General features: G+C 68.0%; 16 protein-coding genes. 7 read left to right on the top strand and 9 right to left on the bottom strand.

Annotated features, from left to right (window positions below):
- From ACTHJF_RS10010 to ACTHJF_RS09985, 6 genes are all read right to left on the bottom strand, one after another.
- Positions 1-1,494 (bottom strand): S10 family peptidase, encoded by a 1,494-nt coding sequence (locus ACTHJF_RS10010; RefSeq protein WP_440266986.1) that lies wholly within the window; start codon positions 1,492-1,494, stop codon positions 1-3.
- A 99-nt stretch (positions 1,495-1,593) separates the two neighbouring features.
- Positions 1,594-2,022 (bottom strand): FKBP-type peptidyl-prolyl cis-trans isomerase, encoded by a 429-nt coding sequence (locus tag ACTHJF_RS10005; protein WP_440266985.1) that lies wholly within the window; start codon positions 2,020-2,022, stop codon positions 1,594-1,596.
- 59 nt (positions 2,023-2,081) lie between these two features.
- Complete coding sequence (locus ACTHJF_RS10000) at positions 2,082-3,497, bottom strand: hypothetical protein (protein WP_440266984.1); 1,416 nt, start codon at positions 3,495-3,497, stop codon at positions 2,082-2,084.
- Entirely contained in the window at positions 3,494-4,891 is a 1,398-nt protein-coding gene (locus ACTHJF_RS09995) for a glycosyltransferase (RefSeq protein ID WP_440266983.1), read from the bottom strand. The genes ACTHJF_RS10000 and ACTHJF_RS09995 overlap by 4 nt, the downstream gene beginning before the upstream one ends.
- Positions 4,892-5,327: 436 nt before the next feature.
- Positions 5,328-5,798 (bottom strand): peptide-methionine (R)-S-oxide reductase MsrB, encoded by a 471-nt coding sequence (msrB, locus tag ACTHJF_RS09990; RefSeq protein ID WP_440266982.1) that lies wholly within the window; start codon positions 5,796-5,798, stop codon positions 5,328-5,330.
- An 84-nt stretch (positions 5,799-5,882) separates the two neighbouring features.
- A complete protein-coding gene (locus ACTHJF_RS09985; protein WP_440266981.1) occupies positions 5,883-7,754 on the bottom strand; it encodes a 3'-5' exonuclease in 1,872 nt (623 codons plus the stop codon).
- A 213-nt stretch (positions 7,755-7,967) separates the two neighbouring features.
- Here ACTHJF_RS09985 and ACTHJF_RS09980 point away from each other — a divergent pair, with 213 nt between their 5' ends.
- On the top strand, positions 7,968-9,143 hold the full coding sequence (locus ACTHJF_RS09980) for a GGDEF domain-containing protein (RefSeq protein ID WP_440266980.1): 1,176 nt from the start codon (positions 7,968-7,970) through the stop codon (positions 9,141-9,143).
- On the opposite strand, the gene ACTHJF_RS09975 is transcribed toward ACTHJF_RS09980, so the two are convergent.
- Positions 9,144-10,109: an oxygenase MpaB family protein gene (locus ACTHJF_RS09975; protein WP_440266979.1), complete on the bottom strand. Its 966-nt coding sequence runs from the start codon at positions 10,107-10,109 to the stop codon at positions 9,144-9,146.
- A 321-nt stretch (positions 10,110-10,430) separates the two neighbouring features.
- On the opposite strand from ACTHJF_RS09975, the gene ACTHJF_RS09970 reads away from it, so the two are divergent.
- A complete protein-coding gene (locus ACTHJF_RS09970; protein WP_440266978.1) occupies positions 10,431-11,501 on the top strand; it encodes a 3-deoxy-7-phosphoheptulonate synthase in 1,071 nt (356 codons plus the stop codon).
- Between the two features lie 12 nt (positions 11,502-11,513).
- Here the strand turns inward: ACTHJF_RS09970 and ACTHJF_RS09965 are convergent, their stop codons facing one another.
- Positions 11,514-11,939 (bottom strand): OsmC family protein, encoded by a 426-nt coding sequence (locus ACTHJF_RS09965; RefSeq protein WP_440266977.1) that lies wholly within the window; start codon positions 11,937-11,939, stop codon positions 11,514-11,516.
- Positions 11,940-12,086: 147 nt separating this feature from the next.
- On the opposite strand from ACTHJF_RS09965, the gene ACTHJF_RS09960 reads away from it, so the two are divergent.
- Genes ACTHJF_RS09960 through ACTHJF_RS09950 form a run of 3 tightly spaced genes read left to right on the top strand, consistent with a single transcriptional unit; the run spans position 12,087 to position 13,635 of the window.
- Positions 12,087-12,377, top strand: a complete 291-nt coding sequence (locus tag ACTHJF_RS09960) for a GNAT family N-acetyltransferase (RefSeq protein ID WP_440266976.1) — start codon at positions 12,087-12,089, stop codon at positions 12,375-12,377.
- 42 nt (positions 12,378-12,419) lie between these two features.
- Positions 12,420-13,112 carry a DUF1345 domain-containing protein gene (locus ACTHJF_RS09955; protein ID WP_440266975.1) on the top strand — a complete coding sequence of 231 codons (693 nt, stop codon included), beginning with the start codon at positions 12,420-12,422 and terminating at the stop codon, positions 13,110-13,112.
- A gap of 10 nt (positions 13,113-13,122) precedes the next feature.
- Positions 13,123-13,635: a hypothetical protein gene (locus ACTHJF_RS09950; RefSeq protein ID WP_440266974.1), complete on the top strand. Its 513-nt coding sequence runs from the start codon at positions 13,123-13,125 to the stop codon at positions 13,633-13,635.
- An 11-nt stretch (positions 13,636-13,646) separates the two neighbouring features.
- On the opposite strand, the gene ACTHJF_RS09945 is transcribed toward ACTHJF_RS09950, so the two are convergent.
- On the bottom strand, positions 13,647-14,129 hold the full coding sequence (locus tag ACTHJF_RS09945; RefSeq protein ID WP_431637550.1) for a YajQ family cyclic di-GMP-binding protein: 483 nt from the start codon (positions 14,127-14,129) through the stop codon (positions 13,647-13,649).
- A gap of 176 nt (positions 14,130-14,305) precedes the next feature.
- On the opposite strand from ACTHJF_RS09945, the gene ACTHJF_RS09940 reads away from it, so the two are divergent.
- Both ACTHJF_RS09940 and ACTHJF_RS09935 read left to right on the top strand, forming a co-directional pair.
- The gene (locus tag ACTHJF_RS09940) at positions 14,306-15,487 is read left to right on the top strand and encodes an NAD(P)/FAD-dependent oxidoreductase (protein ID WP_440266973.1); all 1,182 of its coding nucleotides are present in this window, start codon (positions 14,306-14,308) and stop codon (positions 15,485-15,487) included.
- 80 nt (positions 15,488-15,567) lie between these two features.
- A complete protein-coding gene (locus ACTHJF_RS09935; RefSeq protein WP_440266972.1) occupies positions 15,568-16,458 on the top strand; it encodes an NAD(P)-dependent oxidoreductase in 891 nt (296 codons plus the stop codon).
- The last annotated feature ends 114 nt before the right edge of the window (positions 16,459-16,572 follow it).

Genomic DNA, 16,572 nt, shown 5'->3' with positions numbered 1-16,572 from the left:
TTACTTCACGCCGTACAACTGCTCCACGTCAGCGCGCAGTTGCGACTGGCTGTCGGGGCGGGCATAGAACATGTGGCCGCCGGCATAGCTCTTCACCTGCACCCGCGTGGGGTCGCCCATCGCCGGCATCTGGTCGACCACCAGCACCGAGGCCATGAACGGGCAGGAGAGATCGTCCCAGCCGTGGGCGATCAGCACGCGCAGGCCTGGGTCGTTGGCCACCGATTCGCGCAGCTCGTTCACCGATCCGCGATTGGCGTCATCGTCCTCGTGCCACAGGCGGTTCACCTGGTAGCTGAGCGCGTTGTAGCGCGCGTCGATCTTCCAGCCCACGGTCTTGGTGACGAAGTTGACCATCGCCGTGGTGGTGGGCGCGATGATGCCGTTGAGGATCGGGTCGCCGGTCATCTGGCGCGGTGCGTACGGAAACGGGTCCCACGCGGTGACGTTGGAGTCGTAGCGGCTGCCCAGCTTGCCCTCGGCGCGGTACACCTCGCGCAGGTAGGCCTGGGTTTCCAGCCGTCCACCCGAGCGCTGCACGAACAGCGGATCGAGGCCAGTCAGTTCGGTGACCTTCTTGATCATCGCCTCGGTGGCGGCCGGGTCACTGCGACCCTTCATCAGCGTGGTGGCGTAGTCGCCGCGGGTGTAGGCGATGATCGGCGCCATCGACTCGGGGCTGAGCTTGTGCTGACGCTCCAGGTTGGCCGCGGCGATCGAGGGCAGGGTGAGCATCCACGGCAGCGGCGAGACGTTCTCGTCATCCGATGCGGCCGGATCGAGATACGGCGACACCAGCACCAGGCCGTTTATCGCTACGCCGAGCTGGGTCTGCAGGTAGTCGGTGACGCGCGGCCCGCGGAAGCCGCCGTAGCTCTCGCCCACCAGGTACTTGCGCGAGTCCATGCGGCCGTTCTTTACCAGCCAGTCGTAGACGATGCGCGAGAGGTACTTGATGTCGTTGTCGGTGCTGTAGAAGAGCTCGGTGGCCTTCTTGTCGTCCACCAGCGCGCGGCTGTAGCCGGTGCCGATCGGGTCGATGAACACCAGGTCGGTGAAGCCCAGCCAGGTGCCGGGGTTGTCGCGCAGCGTGGCCGGGTCGGACGGGTTGGCACCGGCCACGCCGAAGTTCACCCGCTTCGGACCGATCGCGCCGAGGTTGAGGTACACCGACGATGCACCGGGCCCGCCGTTGAGTGCGAACGTCACCGGGCGATCCTTGCCGGGCATGGTGTAGGCGGTGAACACCACCTCGCCGGTGATCTCGCCCTGCTCGTTGCGCACCGGCAACGAGCCGACGGTGACCGTGTACTTCAGCGTCTTGCCATCCACCGTGGCGCTCTGCGTGATGTGCGCGTCGGCCGGCAGCGGTGGGAGGTGGAAATCCTTGTCGGCGACGGCGGGCGCGTCGGTGGCGGCCTTGTCGGCGGCGAGGGTGGCCGAGGCGCCGAGCGTCAGCGCAGCGAGCAGGGCAAGCGAGAGGGTGTGGCGCACGGAGGCATCCTGGCGGAGAAAGCCCCGGACCGTAGCGGTCGGGGCGCGTCGGCGACCGTGCAGGAAGTCATGCCCCGGACCAAGGTCCGGGGGCGTGCATCACTTGATGCTGACCAGCTCCACGTCGAACACCAGCGCGGCGTTCGGCGGGATGTCGCCACCGGCACCGCGGCTGCCGTAGCCCATGGCCGAGGGCAGCAGCAGGGTGCGCTTGCCGCCCACCTTCATGCCGGCCACGCCCTGGTCCCAGCCCTTGATCACCTGGCCGGCACCGAGCGGGAAGGTGAAGGTGCCGCCGTGGTCGAACGAGCTGTCGAACTTCTTGCCGTGGTGATCCGGCGCCTTCGGGTCGTACAGCCAGCCGGTGTAGTTCACCTCCACCGTGTCGCCGGACTTCGCCTCGGCGCCGGTGCCGACGGTCTGGTCGATGGTCTGCATGGCCGGGATGTCGGCGGCCGTGACAGCGGTGCCGGACGGGCTGGAGCAGGCGGCGAGCAGCAGCGGAACGAGACAGAGCAGACGGCGCATGGAAGGAACTCGCTGGGAAGTGAACCGGCATTGTAGCCAACACCTTCCACGCGACGACGTCAGAAGGGATAGCTCAGCGACACGGTCACGCTGTTGTTCCAGTAGCCGGCCCCGCCGCCGCTCACCGATGCGGCCGAACTGCGCAGCGCGTGGATCTGCAGCCGACCGTTGTGCGGCAGCCGCCCCTCCAGCGATACATCCACTGCATAAATGCCGACGCTGGTGCCATCGGCGCTCTGGCGGCCGCCGTCGGCGACAGCGCGCAACCGCCAGCGCGGGCCGAGGCTCAGCACGCCGGTCACTCCCGCGGTGACGGCGCGGTAGTGGCGCGGATTGAAATACGCGCCACCGCCGGGCTGGCTGCTACGAAACGCGCGCACGCCCAGTTGCGCACCGATCGCGGCGGGCGTGCCGCTCACATCCAGCGGGCTGAGCACCAGCCGCGCGGAGGCGCCGTCGCGACGATTGCCGTCGGTGAAGGTCTGGCGGTACAGCGTGGGCAGCAGATACAGCGGCGTGGCCGGGCGCCAGTTCGCGCCCAGACTGTAGGTGGCATAGGCGATGTACCGGTCGATCGCGGCGGTGGTGAGCAGCGGCGCGCGCTCGGCGCCGGCGTTGAGCCCGTAGCGATCGTCCGGTTGCCAGCTCCAGCGGGCTGCACCCTGCAGGTACTGCCAGTGGCCGGCTTGGCCTGCGCCCAGGCGTAAGTCCACGTTTTGCTCCTCGCCAAGGCGCCATTGGCCCAGTCCGGCCAGATCGTGCAGCGAACGCGAGCGGGCGTCGTCGCTCACCCGCGTGGTGTTGCCGGTAACGCCCCAGCGCCAGCTGCCGGCCGCGCTGCCCCGTAGCGGGGAGAGCGCACTGGCGCCGACAGTCCAGGTGTCGAGGTTTTCGTTGTCGTGGCTGTAGCTGGTCAGGCCCTCCAACCGCGACGCAGTGGCGTAGCGCATGTCGTCGGCGAGCAGGCCGAACTGGGTGCCGAGGTAGCCGCCATCGATCGGCGGCGCGGTGGCGGTCAACGCGGGGAGGGCGCGATCCTGCCAGCCCAGCGACTGCGCAGCGCGCATCCGCTCCAGAGTGGCGCGCGGATCGCCGTCGGCGGCCGCGTGGGCGGTGAGCGCCCAAGCCTGGCGCGGGTAATCCTGGGCGTTCAGCGCTTGCGCGAGGCCGGTGTCGGCGACGCGGCGCTGGGCGTCGTCCGCCGCCAGGGTGCTGGCCTGGCGAAAGGCGCGCTCCGCTTCGGCGGCATGGCCCAGCCACAGCGCAGCGCGGCCGAGGCCGATCGCCGCGGCGTAGGCGTCGGCCGGATGCCCGGTGGCCTGTTCGAGCCCCTGCGCAAAGAGCTGGCGTGCGCGCGCCGGCTCACCCGCTTCCATCGCGGCCCGGCCCGCGCGGATCGAGGCGCCGGCGTCGCTCTGGGCGTGTGCCGCCGATGCCAGCCCCAGCAGGATGCACAACGACAACGCGGCCTTCATTTCGTGCCCCAGTGCTTGCGCAGGTTAAGCATCTCGGCGAGGTAGCCCAGCACGCAGCCCGGCTGCAGCACCAGGCCGTAGAACAGCGCGTAGACGAGGAAGCCGAGCGGGTTGCGCCGCACCTTCAGTCCCTGCGCGCGAAACATGTGCGACTGGATGTAGAACATCAGGTAGTTCACGACGAAGGCCATCGGCAGCACCAGCAGGGTCATCGGCCCGGCGATCCAGTACACGCCGAACAGCGCCAGCACGATGCCGGGAATGAAGAACAGCGTGTAGGCCACGTCCATGTACGGAAACAGCAGATTCCACCACACGAAGATCGTGCTCATGCGCGGCTTGAACAGCAGGCTTCCATGCGTCTTGAACGCCTCGATCAGCCCGCGCGACCAGCGCTGGCGCTGGCGGATGAACTGCCCGAACGTGGTCGGCGCGTTGGTGAAGGTGATCGCGTCCTCGCAGTAGCCCACGCGATGGCCGAGCTTGAGGATGGCCCAGGTCAGCACGATGTCCTCACCCACGCATTCGGGCCAGCCGTCGACTTCGCGCAGCACGTCGGTGCGATACAGCGAGAAGGCGCCCTGGGCCACCAGCGTGCCCTGGAACAGGCTCTGCAGGCGCTTGATCGCGGCGATGCCGTGGAAGTAGTCCCACTCCTGGATCTTGGTGACCAGGTTGGTGCGCGAGTTGCGCAGCAGCACGCTGCCGGCCACCGCCGCGGTGTTCGGCGGATCGCTCAGGAAGCGTCCCACCAGATGCCGCAGCGCGCCCTTGTAGAGGTAGGAGTCGCCGTCCAGCGTGATGGTGAGCGGGTGCTGCGCCTGCTTCAGTCCCTGGTTCAGCGCGTTGGCCTTGCCGGCGTTCTGTTCCAGGTCGATCACGGTGAGCCACGGATACGAGATGGTGCCAAGACGGGCCATGGTGGCGTCGCGCGAGCCGTCGTTGATCACCAGCACCTGCATCGGCCCGGGGTAATCCTGCCGGGCGATGCTGTCCAGCGTGCCCAGGATCGACGCTTCCTCGTTGTAGGCTGCCACCAGGATGGTGATGCCGGGGAACGGTCCGGTCCAGGTACGCGCCGGTCGACGGTCGACCAGCAGGCCGGCGACCAGGAAGGCGTTCATGAAGCCGGGCAGGATCGCCACACCCCAGATCACCAGGTGTGCGCCAGCGGTACCGATGATGTGTCCAAGCTCGCGGATCCAGGGCGTGGCCAGGTAGAGCGACAATCCGGCCCAGCCAAAGGAGACCAGCAACGTCAGCAGAAACTTCAGCCGCACGGACATGTAGCGTCGCCGCTGCTGGCGATCGGTCACGGCGACGACCGCGGGGGCGGCGGAGAGATTCAGGCGATCCGTGTCCGGTGCAGCCTGTATTGGCGCCAAGGGGCTCATGATGATCGGTGCCGATGGATGGGGCGTGGCCGAGCTGTTCCGTCGCGACACGCCGAAGCGTGCGTTGCAGGACAGGTTTCTGGAGTCAAAGGACAGGCCATAGGCCTGCCGAGTGGAAATATGCACGGCCCATGCCAGGTTTTGATGGCATGGGCGATGACTCCGCGCGGCGCACTGCCGCATCTCCGTAGATGCGCGCAGCGGAACCGGCAGAAACGAGCTGCCGCAAGAGTTTGCAGGTCATGCGCGCCGGTCGGGCCGGCTAATCGCCAGCTGTCTGGCGGTTGTCGGCGTAACCGATGTGGGCCGTTCGCCGACGGGTGCGTGTGGTACGGCACCTAACGGCAGTCGTGACCTGACGCGCCGCAACAGGTCGACTGCCGCGGATGTGACGTTTTTTGGTTAAGTGATGCCGTGGGCGGTTCGGGGCATGGACTCAGCCGGCGTCCGGCGCACCCTCGGGAGCGCCTCTTCCCAGCACGTCGGGCAAAGAGTCACCGGCTTCGACGAAGCTCAGCGATACCGAGTTCAGGCAGTGGCGCTGGCCGGTGGGCGGCGGGCCGTCGGGAAAGACGTGGCCGAGGTGGCTGCCGCAGCGCGCGCACACTTCCTCGGTGCGCACCATGCCGTAGCTGGTGTCGCGGATGTAGCGGATGTGCGCCTCGTCGTACGGCCGGAAGAAGCTCGGCCAGCCGGTGCCCGAATCGAACTTGGCGTCGGAGCGGAACAGCGGCAATCCGCAGAAGCGGCAGGTGTAGATGCCGGTCTTCTTGTTGTCCAGGAAAACGCCGCAGAATGCCGCTTCGGTGCCGTGCTGGAGCAGCACGCGGTGCTCGTCGGCACTCAGGCCGGAGGTGATCGTCTCGCGCTGCGCATCGGTGGGCGGGGTGAGGTTGAATCGAGACATGGCGGCTCCGTGGCGTTGGCGATCCCGCAAAGGTGGGGGCGGCCGGGTGGGGTCCAAGCGGGGAGGGGAGCGAGCTGGGCCAGCTCAGGCCAGCGCCTGCAACTGCCCCTGCACCTCATTGATCGCATTGCGGATGCGCTGGCTGAAGATCGAATCCTCGTGGTGGATCAGCACCAGGCGTTCGGTGGCGCGGGTCATCGCCACATAAAGCAGGCGCGCCTCCTCCGTCTCGTCCTTGCCCGGCTTGGGCAGCGAGCCGAGGCCCGGAATGATCACGAGCGGGAACTCCAGCCCCTTGCTCGAATGCATGGTCACCAGCTTCACCGCATCTTCCACCAGGAACAGCGTGCGCTTGGCGTCGCCTTCGGCCAGGCGGCTGGCAATGCCCTCGCGCTTGAGCGCCTCGTGCAGCTTCTCGCCTTCCCATTGGTTGCGGAAGATCACCGCCATGTCCGACAGCCGCCGGCCGTTGGCGGCCTCGTCGCGGATGCACTGGATCAGCACGGTGAGCTGGGCGCCGGCGGTGTCGGTGCGGATCAGCTCGGGGATCGCGCCACGGCGGCCGGCACTTTCCGGCGCGATCAGCGGCACGCCGTCGTCGTCGCCAGCGCTTTCGATCAGCAGGTCGCTGGCAAAGCCGCGGGCGACCGAAAGAATCTCCAGCGTGTTGCGGTAGTTGAGCTTGAGGATGGTGGTGCGGCCCTGCGCCTGCACGCCTAGTTCCTTCCAGGTGAACTTGCGCCGGTCGCTCTTGCCGTAGATGTTCTGCGCGTCGTCGTACAGCACCAGCAGCGAGTTGGTGCTGGGGTCGACCATCTGCACGATCAGCTTGTACCAGTCCGGCTCGAAGTCGTGGCCTTCGTCCACCAGCACGGCTCCGTACTGGAAGCGCGGGATCTGCCCGCGCTCCACGCCCGTCATCACCCGCTCGACCATCTGCTCGAAGAAGTTGTCGCTGCCTTTTTCCGGCAGGTCGACGTGGTAGGTCACCAGCATCTGCCGGCACCAGGCGTGGAAGTTGCGCACGCTGACCTTGTCGGCCAGGCCGCGCTCACCCACGAGTTGATCGAGCCGCGAGGCCAGCGTCTTGTTGTAGCAGAGCACCAGGATGGGCTTGGCCATCATCCGCGCCAGCTGCAGTGCGCGAAAGCCGAGGATCATCGTCTTGCCCGAGCCGGCCACGCCGTGGATCAGCCGGTGGCCGTCGCCGAGCGAGCGTGCCAACTGCTCCTGCTGGGCGTCCATCACCTTGATCAGCTCGGGAATCTCGATCGCCTTGGCCGGCGCGTCCGCCGCCGGGAACAGGCCGAACTGGCCCGCGGCCGGGTCCACCCGCAGCTCGGGGAACAGGTGCCAGCGCACCCGATCGATCTGCGGCAAGGTGAGCGCCACCGGAAACACCTGCGGGAACATCGCCCACAGCCGTTCCTGGAACGCTTCGGCCTCCACCGTCTCGTAGATCTCGTCGCGGCAGATCACCAGGTGCGGCGGCATCACCGCCTCCAGCCCGCTCTCGTCGAACTGCTTGCGGCTGATGTTGGCCAGCACCACGCCCCAGCCCCACGGCATCACCAGCTTGCCGGCGTGACGGTGCCCGGGCGGAAAGTGCAGCGCCGGATCGCGCTGCAACACTACGCCCACCTCCAGTGCGAAGGCGCGCGCCTGCAGCAGCGGGTTGTTCTCCTTCACCGTGCCGCGGTCGGTGATCAGGGTGAACTGGGTGCTGTCAGCCTGCTGGATGGTCTCGGTCTTCCAGTCCTTCACCTCCAGCACCAGCAGGCCGCGACGCGGATGCACGATGACGAAATCGGGGTGGCGCTGCTTGAGGCCCACCGGCACGTCGTACCAGATCAGGTAGTCGTCCTCGAGCTTCTGTTCGAGCCGTTCCGAGACGCGTTTCTCGCCGCTGGTCATGCGCGGCAGGCAGCTGTTGCGGGTCGGTATGAGGGTGGCCATCCAGCGTCCGGCGAGTTTTCCTACGGCGAAAGTAGCGAAACCCGGCAGGCTGTCAACGGCACAGTCGATCCTGTGCCGCCACGAAACAACATGCGTTTCCGGCATACGGGCTCCCGCATCCGGAGGGTGGCGGGTACTATGCGGTCGCCGTCGCCAGGGCAAGGGGGCGGGACGGTGTGCGCGGCCCGTCATTGTGGGTCCCGGGGAGAGAGGATGCCGATTCAGGTCGAAACGCTGTCGATGCTCAACGCCGTCCAGGCGCTGGCGCTCGGACTCATGCTCTGGGCCGGCACCCATGGCGACAACGGGCCGGCGCTGGCGGCGATCCGCCTGCGGGCGCTGGCGCTGGGGATCGAGGCGGCCGGTTACGGGCTGCTCGCCCTGCAGGCGTTCATTCCTCCCGCCGCCCTGCTGATGGGCGGCAATGCACTGAACTTGCTGGCGCAGGCTATGGTGGTGGTGGCGATCCGCATGCTGCTGGGCAAGCCGCTGCGCTTGAAATCGGCCACACTGATTGCGCTGGTCGGATGGGCTGGCGTGGCTTGGTTCGGCATCGTCGATCCCGACTATCGTCTACGCGTGTTGTGGGGGTCGCTGGCGATCGCCGGAAACGTGGTGCTGAACATCGATGCACTGCGTAGTGGCTGCCGCGATAGCGGCACGCGCGCCCGCTGCGTGCTGCTATGGGTGTATCTGCTGGCGATGGCCTTGGTGGTCTGGCGCAATGGCGCGCTGTGGCTGAGCGGCAATCCGCCGGATCAGGTCGCCACGCCGTCGCCGATCAACGTGTTCTACGTGCTCCTGTCGGGCATGCAGCCGCTGTTCGCGAGCATCGGTTTCCTGCTGCTCTACAACGAGATCCTGCGCCGCGAATTGCACGACCTGGCGCGCATCGACCCGCTCACCGGCGTGGCCAACCGCCGCGCGATGGGCGAGGCGTCCGACCGCATGCTCGATGAAGCGCGTGCATGGCGCGGCTCGGTGGGCGTGCTGCTGGTGGATGCGGATCACTTCAAGAACGTCAACGACCGCTTCGGCCACGATGGCGGTGACAAGGTGCTGCAGTCGCTGGTGGCCTGCATCCAGAGCATCCTGCGCGCCGACGACATCGTCGGTCGCGTGGGCGGCGAGGAGTTCCTGGTGCTTTCGCCGGGAGTGGACGCCGACGGCGTGCTCGCGCTTGGCGAGCGCATCCGCAGCACGGTGGAACGCGAGGTGCTGCAGATCGACGGCGAAACCTTGCGGCTGACCGTGTCCATCGGCACCGCCGTGGCTGGACCGGGGCAGTGGGACATGCCGCTGCTGCGCCGACAGGCGGATGCGGCGCTGTACGCCGCCAAGCGCGCCGGCCGCAACCAGGTGGTGGCCGGTGCCGAGGTGGCCGCCTAGCTAGCGTGGACCCGCGTCGTCCGCCGGCCGCGGCGGGACCACCACGTGCCAGCGATGCAGCGAGCGCGGGTCGCGCCCCAGCCGCCGGCAGGCGTGCGTGGCGATGCCTTCCGTCAGCGCGGCGCGGAACACCGGCGCCACCGCCCACAGTGCATGCGCGGCCATGCGCGCCTGCGTCCGCTGCACCGGCGTGCGACGCAGCATGCGCTGCGCCCACTCGGGCAGCAGCGCGGCCCCGGCGTGCAGGAATACGTCGCGTGACAAGCCCGCTGCCGGCACCGGCAGGCGCACCTTGCCCAGCACATCCAGCACGACGCGGGTGCGCTCGGTCCAGGCGAGCGTGGGGCGCACCTGGCGAAAGTACGCCGCCACCTCGACCTCGCTGCGCGGCACATCGCGTGCGCCCAGCGCCTCGGCCACGCGCCGCGACTCGTCGTAGTAGCGGTCGGCCGCGCCGTCGGGCAGCGCAATATGGCTGTAACGCCGGTAGCCCTGCAGGAAGCTGTACGCCTCGGTGACGTGTACCCAGGTGAGCAGGGCCGGATCGTTGGCGTCGTAGGGACGGCCATCTTCGGCGACGCCATGGACCTGATCATGGATATGCCGCACGCGTTCGATCAGCGCCTCGGCCGCGGCGCGCGGGGCATAGGTGGTGCCGCCGACGAAGGTGGTGGTGCGCCGCAGTCGGCCCACCAGATCCTCGCGGAAGTTGGAGTGGTCCCACACGCCGGCCAGCGCCAGTGGATGCAGGGTCTGCAGCATCAAGGCGGCGAGGCCGCCGGCCAGCATGCCGGGGAAGTCGGCATGGATGCGCCAGGTGGCGCCGTCCGGATCGAACAGGCCCGGGTCGCCAGCGGGCGCGTCGTAGTCCACCACGCCACCGCCGTGACGCGGAAACGCCCCCTCCACCCAGCGGCGGATCGCCGCCTGGGCCGGGCGCGTCACCAGATGCAGCGGAGTAGGCATGACACGATCTTAGCCGGCGCGCGGGCAGCATCCCGCCGGCGTGCCGCGCCTGCGGCAACGTGCGCCAGTGCGGGGCATCGCATCGGCTTATGCCAATTGCGACGTTTGCATCGCCGGCGCGATGTGTTATCCATAGCCGTATGTCGATCCGCACCTTCCACGCTTACGTCTGGTTTTATGGCTATCCGAAGCCGCAGGCGGAGCCAGGGGCGCGATCGTAGGCAACACACCGATCCCACCGAATCCTGAAAGCCGCCAGCCCACCACTGGCGGCTTTTTTCATGGTCGCGAGTGGACCCCGAATCCGAGGAGCTCCGCCCCATGAATCCGTCCACCGACGACCTGCGCATCCTTGAACTCAAGCGCTTGAGCACGCCCGCCGAAGTGATCGGCGACTGCGCCAACCCCGATGCCGCGCATGCGACGGTCAGCCGCGCCCGCGAAAAACTCCACGCCATCCTGCAGGGCCGAGACGACCGCCTCGCCGTGGTGATCGGCCCGTGCTCGATCCATGACACCCGCGCTGCGATCGAATACGCCCAGCGGCTCGCCGCCGAGCGCGAGAAGCACGTCGATGCACTGGAAATCATCATGCGCGTGTATTTCGAGAAGCCGCGCACCACGGTGGGCTGGAAGGGGTTGATCAACGATCCGGATCTCGACGGCAGCTTCCGCATCGATCGCGGCCTGCGCCTGGCGCGCGGGCTGCTGATCGGCATCAACGAACTGGGCGTGCCGGCCGGCTGCGAGTTTCTGGACATGATCACGCCGCAGTACATCGCCGACCTGGTCAGCTGGGGCGCGATCGGCGCACGCACCACCGAGAGTCAGGTGCATCGCGAGCTGGCGTCCGGCCTGTCGTGCCCGGTGGGCTTCAAGAACGGCACCGACGGCAACGTGAAGATCGCCGTGGACGCGGTGCAGGCCGCATCGCAGCCGCATCACTTCCTGGCCGTGACGAAGGACGGCCGCACCGCCATCGCCGCCACCGCGGGCAACGGCGACTGCCACGTGATCCTGCGCGGCGGCAGCGCGCCGAACTACGACGCCGCCAGCGTGGAGGGGGCCAGCGCGTCGATCGCCAAGGCCGGCTTGTCCCCGCGCCTGATGATCGACGCCAGTCATGCCAACAGTGCCAAGAAGCCGGAGAACCAGCCAGCGGTGCTGGCCGACGTCGCCGGGCAGATCGCCAGCGGCGAATCGCGCGTGATCGGCGTGATGGTGGAGAGTCACCTGGTCGGTGGCCGGCAGGATCTCGTGCCCGGCCAGCCGCTGACCTACGGGCAAAGCATCACCGACGGGTGCATCGACTGGGATGCGTCGGTCGCCGTGCTGGCCAGACTGGCCGAGGCGGTACGCGCCCGTCGGCAGGGTGCCCGCCAGGTAGCCTGAGCGCGGTGCTCGTCAGGACTCCAGCGCGGCATCCAGCGTGATGGCTGCCTTGAGCACTTTCGACACCGGGCAATTGGTCTTGGTCGCCTGGGCGACGCGCTCGAACGTCGCCGCATCGGCCCCGGGCACGGCGGCCCGGCAGGTCAGGTGCACGGCGGTGATGGCGAAACCGTCGCCGTCCTTGTCCAGCGTGACCACGGCCTTGGTATCGATGCTGTCGGCGGTGAGCCCGGCCTCGCCCAAGCCCAGCGAGAGCGCCATCGAGAAGCAGGCGGCATGGGCGGCGCCAAGCAATTCCTCCGGGTTGGTGCCGGGGCCGTCCTCGAAGCGCGAGGTGAACCCGTACGGCGCATCGCGCAGCACGCCGGTTTCGGTGGAGATGCTGCCGGTGCCGGTACGCAGGTCGCCGGACCAGTGGGCGGAAGCGGACTTCTTCATCGGGGAGTCTCCTTGCCATGGCGGGCCGCGGCGGCCCGGTTCGACGCGTCATGGTGCGCGTCGGGGCATTCATGAAACGCGAAATCCTGCGACCGCGATGCTGACGCCGCAGGCCGTATGCTTGCGCTTTGCCATGGAGCGCCCCGCATGACTGACTCCTTCGACATCCAACACGACGAGCTTGCCCACCGCTTCCACACTGTCGTCGACGGCCAGCATTGCCAGCTGGTCTACAGCCTGGGTGGCCAAGGTGGGGCGGTGATGAGCATCGACCACACCGGCGTGCCGACGGCCGTCGGTGGCCGCGGTATCGCCGCGGCGCTGGTCCAGGCCGCGTTTGCACTGGCGCGCCAGCGCGGCTGGAAGGTCAACCCGGCCTGCTCGTACGCGGCGGTGTGGGCGCAGCGCCATGCGGACGTCGCCGATCTGCTCGTCTGACCCTTCCACGTCCCCTTCAACGTCGCCGTCCGGACCCATCGCATGAGCGCCAGCCTTCCGCCGGATTCGCCCCGGTCCACTTCCTCGCCGCGCGGTTGGCGCGCATGGCGATCGCTGCGCGCGCGTCCGAGGCTGAGCCTTTCTGCAGCCATCTTCGTGCTGGCCGGCGCCTTGCTGGTGCTCGGCGGCATGCCGGTCGCGCCCTCGCTGCTGCTGGGTTTCGACGTGGGGGCGGTAGTGTTCCTCGGCGGCATGTGGCGGCTGTTCAACGACGCCAGCACCGCCAGCATGCGCGAGCAGGCGCGCCGACAGGACGCTGGTCGCTGGGGCATCCTGTGGAGCGCGATCGGCGTCACCGCGGTGGTGATGGTGGCGCTGGGCACCGAGCTGCATGCCGCCGAGAGCGGCGGCGTGCTCACGCTGACGGCGGCGGGGCTGAGCATCGTGCTGTCGTGGCTGTTCATCAACGTAATGTTTGCCCTGCATTACGCGCACGGCTTCTACGGCGACTACGGCAGCCAGCACCAGGGATTGGATTTTCCCGGCAAGCAGGAACCCGACTACTGGGATTTCGCCTACTTCTCCATCGTTGTCGGCATGACCTTCCAGGTGTCCGACGTGCAGATCACCAGCCGCACGCTGCGCCGCATGGTGTTGCTGCACAGCGTGATCGCGTTCTTCTTCAACGTGTTCATCATCGCGGTGACGGTGAACATCGTGGCGGGGCAGGCGTGAGGGCGAGCCGGTGATCTGGATCGTCGGCACGGACGGCGAGGGCTTCCGGTTCCTGCTGCCGCGCGCCAGCGGCGTGGTCGGCGGGCGACTGCGCGTGACGCCGTTTCCGCCGCGGCGGGTCGTTGCCCGCCTGGCGTTGTTCAATGCGCTGGTCACGCTGACCGTGATGGCTTGCCGGCTGGATGACCGGCATGGCCACGTCAGCCCGACGCATGGTTGGGTGTATCTCGCCGCACTGGCCGCATTGCTGGCCGAAGCGGTGTTCAAGCTGCGCTTTGTGCTGCGGCGTAAAGCAATTCAGGTAGAGCTGCCGCTGGACCTTCGACCGATCCCGTCGTGGCTGTTGGCCGAGTACGTGCAGTTCCTTGTCGCGCTGGTGGTCGCCACCCTGGCCAGCGTCGAGCGCGACCATCCCCGCTACGGCATGCCGTGGGAAGTGCTGGACTGGCTTGCGCTGGCGATGATCGCGCTGCCGTGGTTCAACGGCCTGCTGCTGCGACGCCGGCAGCGGCGGGGTGGCTGAGGGCCGCCAGCTCAGTCGCGGAAGTTGTCGAACTGCAGCGGCACATCCGACTCGGTGGTGCGCAGCAGGGCGATCGCCGCCTGCAGGTCGTCGCGCTTCTTGCCGGTGACGCGCAGCTTCTCACCGTTGATCTGCGCTTCCACCTTGAGCTTGGCCGCCTTCAGCGCGGCGATCAGCTTCTTTGCAGCGGGCTGCTCGATGCCCTGCTTCACGGTGATCTTCTGTCGCGAGCCGACCACGTTGGTTTCCGGATCGGCGATGTCCAGCGCGCGCAGGTCGATCTTGCGGGTGGACAGGCGCGTGGTGAGGATGTCGCGCATCTGCTTGAGCTGGAACTCGCTGGCGCCGATCACCGTGATAACCAGGTCGTCCAGCTCGAACTTGGCGTTGCTGCCCTTGAAGTCGAAGCGCGTGGTGAGCTCGCGGTTGGCCTGGTCCACGGCGTTAGTGAGTTCGTGCTTGTCGACTTCGGAAACCACGTCGAAGGAGGGCATGGCGGCATCTCGCAGGGTGAAGGGAAGGGCGTCAGTGTAAGGCAGCCGGCGCATGGGATAATCCTTGCCCGCCTCCACGCCCCGCCATTCCAGCGCACGCTGGAATCCAGTGCCTTCATGCCCGCATCCAGCCACAGACGCCGATTTCTCCTCAGCCCGAACACGAGCCATCGCCCATGAATATCGATGTGCTGGTGATCGGCGCCGGTGCCGCCGGCCTGATGTGCGCGACGACCGCTGGCCAGCGCGGCAAGCGCGTGCTGGTGGTCGACCACGCCAACAAGCCGGGCAAGAAGATCCTTATGTCCGGCGGCGGGCGCTGCAATTTCACCAACATGGGCACCACGCCGACGAACTTCCTCTGCGCCAATCCGCACTTCGCCAAGTCGGCGCTGGCGCGCTACACACCGTGGGATTTCATCGCGCTAGTGGAGAAGCACTGCATCAAGTACCACGAGAAAGAACTCGGCCAGCTGTTCTGCGACGAGTCCTCCAAGCTGATCGTGCGCATGCTGCTGGACGAATGCGCGGCGGCCGGTGTCGAGGTGCGCACCAGTTGCGCGGTCACCCAGGTGCGCAAGGTCGAGGACGGCTTTCGCGTGCTCACTGCCGCAGGCGAGGTGCACGCCACGTCGCTGGTGGTGGCGACCGGTGGCTTGTCGATTCCCAGCATGGGCGCCACCGGCTTCGGTTACGAGCTGGCCAAGCAGTTCGGCCACACCGTGCTGCCCACCCGCGCGGGGCTGGTGCCGCTGACGCTGAGCGGCAAGCACCAGGAGCGCTACCAGGATCTGGCCGGGCTGGCGTTGCCGGTGAGCGAGGCGAAGCTCGGCAAGCGGAATTTCCGCGCCGGCCTGCTGTTCACTCATCGCGGCCTCAGCGGCCCGTCGATCCTGCAGATCTCCAGTTACTGGCAGCCGGGCGATGATCTGCGTATCGACCTGTCGCCCGACGTCGATGTGGGCGATAGGCTGATCGGGCAGCGCGCCGAGCGCCCCGCCGCCGAGCTCAAGACCGTGCTCGGCGAGCTGCTGCCCAAGCGCCTGGCGCAACGCCTGTGCGAGCTGTGGTTTGAGAGCAAGCCCATGCGCCGGTACCGCGAGGCGGAGCTGGCCGACATCGGCCGGCAACTGCACGACTGGCCGATCGTGGCCAGCGGCACCGAGGGCTACCGCACCGCCGAAGTGACGCTGGGCGGGGTGGACACGAACGAGCTCTCCTCGACCACGATGGAGTCCAGGCGCGTGCCCGGCCTGTACTTCATCGGTGAGGTGGTGGACGTCACCGGCTGGCTGGGCGGCTACAACTTCCAGTGGGCCTGGGCCTCGGGTCACGCGGCGGGCGAAGTGGTGGGCTGACAGGGTCGCCGGCGCGCTTCGCGAGGAATGAACGCGAAGCGTGGTTCCATGCGCGGCTGATCGCTTGCTAGGAGAACCGCATGAAAGTCGGCTTTATCGGTCTGGGCGCCATGGGCAGCGCGATGGCGAGCAACCTGCTCGCGGCGGGACATGCCGTGACGGTGTGGAACCGCTCGGCGGCAGCGACCGAGCCGCTGGCGTCACTCGGCGCCCGGGTCGCCAGCACCCCCGAGCGCGCGGTGCTCGGCGAGGCAGTGTGCTCGATGCTGGCGAACGACCAGGCGGTGCGCGCGGTGTTTCTCGATGGCGGGCTGCTCGACGCCATGGACCCGGGCACGGTGCACGTCAATCACGCCACCATTTCGGTCGCGCTGGCGCAGGAGCTGGCCGAGGCGCATGCGGCGCGGGGGATCGACTATGTCGCCGCGCCGGTGTTCGGCCGGCCGGATGCCGCGGCGGCGGCCCGGCTGCAGATCGTGGCGGCCGGTAAGCCGGCCGCGGTGGACACGGTGCGGCCGCTGCTCGAAGCGATGGGCGCGAAGATCTGGCCCATGGGCGAGGCGCCCGAGCGCGCCAACGTGGTGAAGATCGCGGGCAACTTCATGCTGGCGGCCGCCATCGAGAGCATGGCAGAGGCTAGTGCGCTCACCCGTGCGCACGGCGTGGGCGCGGCCGAATTTCTCGAGCTGATGACCAGCACGCTGTTCGCGGCGCCGGCCTACCAGGGCTACGGCAAGCTCATTGCCGAACAGCGCTACAGCCCTGCCGGCTTTGCGATGCCACTGGGCTTGAAGGACGTGGGCCTGGCGCTGAGTGCTGGCGCAGCGCGCCGCGTGCCCCTGCCGTTCGCCGGCGTGCTGCGCGAGAACTTCCTGGATGCGCTGGCCCACGGCGGCGAGGAGCTGGACTGGTCCGCACTGGCGCTGGTCGCCGCAAGGCGCGCCGGCCTGGATGAGCGCACCGACCCCTGACCAGCGCACCGTCTTCCTTTCTGTAGGAGCCCGCTCGCGGGCGATGATATTGAGCTTCGATGCGGATCATAGCGAAAAGCAAAACCCCCCCTTTTGCTTTAACAAAAAAAAATT

Source organism: Dyella sp. (assembly GCF_051962475.1).
GTDB lineage: Bacteria > Pseudomonadota > Gammaproteobacteria > Xanthomonadales > Rhodanobacteraceae > Dyella_A.
The sequence above is the reverse complement of the archived record's forward strand: the minus strand, read 5'-3'. Positions and strand labels throughout refer to the sequence as shown.